The 1,981-nt window shown below is 70.8% G+C and carries 1 protein-coding gene and 1 pseudogene; one reads left to right on the top strand and one right to left on the bottom strand.

The window, feature by feature from the left end:
• Window positions 1-469, bottom strand: a pseudogene (locus ACRDP3_RS07970) (iron transporter); the annotation flags it as partial.
• A gap of 263 nt (window positions 470-732) precedes the next feature.
• Here ACRDP3_RS07970 and ACRDP3_RS07965 point away from each other — a divergent pair.
• Window positions 733-1,953, top strand: a complete 1,221-nt coding sequence (locus ACRDP3_RS07965) for a trypsin-like serine peptidase (RefSeq protein ID WP_431516141.1) — start codon at window positions 733-735, stop codon at window positions 1,951-1,953.
• The last annotated feature ends 28 nt before the right edge of the window (window positions 1,954-1,981 follow it).

Genomic DNA, 1,981 nt, shown 5'->3' with positions numbered 1-1,981 from the left:
CGCCCGCGCCGCCCGCGCCAGCGCGTGACCGCGACGCCGCCTCGCGGCCCAGGAGCGCGGCGAGTGTCACCGCGTCGAGGGGTGCGGCCTCGACGGGGGCGCCGCCGCCCTTGTACGGGCGGGGCGGACCGAAGCGGTGCCAGCCCGTGGCCGACCAGTGGCGTACCGGTACGCGCAGAACGATGCCGGTGGCGTCCAGGGAGAGACGGAGGGAGTCCTCCGCAGGCCGCGGGAGGTCGTGCTCCCGTACCCAGCAGCGCAGCAGGTTCTCGGTCGCGGCGGCGTCGGCCTCGGTCGCCGGGTCCGGCACCGCGGCATCGCCGGACACCGCCGTCGGTTCCGCCGCCACGTCGGCTTCCCGTGCCGTGCGCTGCAGCTGCCGTGGCACGGCGGCGGAGTCGACGAGACGGCCGAACGGTTCGCTGCCCGGCTCTCGTGGGATGTCTTCGGATCCGGAACGCGGGCTCAATGAGGTCTCCTCCGGTGTCGACGTGGCGCGCCGGCGAGCGAGCCCTGTCCCCCGTCCGTACCAACGAAGCCACCGCCGTCGAATCACGGCTCAGGTGAAGATCTGTGAAGTGAACCGGTCGGAACCGTCGACCCTGCCGCACCCGTCCCCCAACTCACCGGGCATAGTGGGGCCCTGGCTTCGCCGGGGAGACCCCGTCCCGCTCCAGCGAGGTTCATGACAACTCAAGAGGCAATACGAATCAGTTCAGGGGGAGTTCATTCATGTCAGCCAACCTCCGGTCCGCGCGGCGTCGCCGCGCGACGGCCGTGGTCGCGGTCGTCGCCGCGCTGGCCGTCACCGCAACGGCGTGCGGCCCGGAAGACGACAACGCGGACGGCAAGCCCAGCGCCTCTGCGTCTGCGGCACGGCCGGACAAGGACGAGAAGCGGGAGTTGGGCCTGCCGGACAAGCTCCCCAAGGACCTCCCCAGCTCCCTCGACGACCTGGACAAGTGGCGTAACGGCGCATGGAAGAACTGGGACCGGGATCAATGGCTGCGCGCCGCCAAGGACTTCGTCAACCCGATCATCGAGGACCTCTGGGACCCGGACCGGATGAAGGACGCCGACGGCAACGACCGCAAGGTCGATGACGACGAGATCGACGACGGCGGGAGCGGCGGCGACAACGGAACCGGCGAGGACGAGGGCGTCACCGACCCCACCCCGGCCCGGGTCAAGGCCAAGCCGGTCAGGCTTCCTTACACCAAGAGCACTCCGCCGGTCGGCAAGGTCTTCATGGACACCCCGAAGGGCTCCATGGTCTGCTCGGCCACCGTCGTCACCGATCCCGAACACCCCGGCAAGTCCAACCTCGTGGCCACCGCCGGACACTGTGTGCACGCGGGCAGCAGCGGCGGCTGGTTCCGCAACGTCGTCTTCGTGCCGCGGTACAACCCCAAGGGCCTGTCCAACGCCCAGCTGGAGAAGGCGGCACGCGAGGACGTCGCCCCGGACGGCGTCTGGTGGGCGAAGTACGCGGGAACCACGGACCACTGGATCAAGGCGGGGTCCAAGACCGGCGGCAGGGGCGCGTCCCAGGACTTCGCCGTGCTGAAGGTGCAGCCGGAGGACAAGAAGCCCGGCCCGTCGCTGCAGGAGACCGTCGGCAAGGCCGCGAAGGTCAACTTCAACACTCCCCGGGTGAAGGCCATTCCGAGCCTGACGCCGCACGGCTACCCGGCGGCACCTCCGTTCGACGGGTCGAAGATGTACAGCTGCGCCGGCAAGCCGGGCCGGCTGACGATCGACCCGGACCAGCCCACGATGTACCGCGTGGGCTGCACCATGACCGGCGGTTCCTCCGGCGGCGGCTGGCTCAGCCCGAGCGGCGGGCAGCTGCTGTCCGTCACCTCCATCGGCCCGGTCACGGGCGGCTGGCTGGCCGGCGCGCGGATCGGCAAGGAAGCCAAGGGCGTCTTCGACGGGATCGCCAAGAAGTAGCACCGACCGCGGGAACGGGTGGGTGAGG

The organism is Streptomyces sp. (assembly GCF_050698815.1).
In the GTDB taxonomy this organism is placed as follows: Bacteria; Actinomycetota; Actinomycetes; order Streptomycetales; family Streptomycetaceae; genus Streptomyces.
Note: the sequence above shows the minus strand (reverse complement) of the source record. Positions and strands in the feature narration are given on the sequence as shown.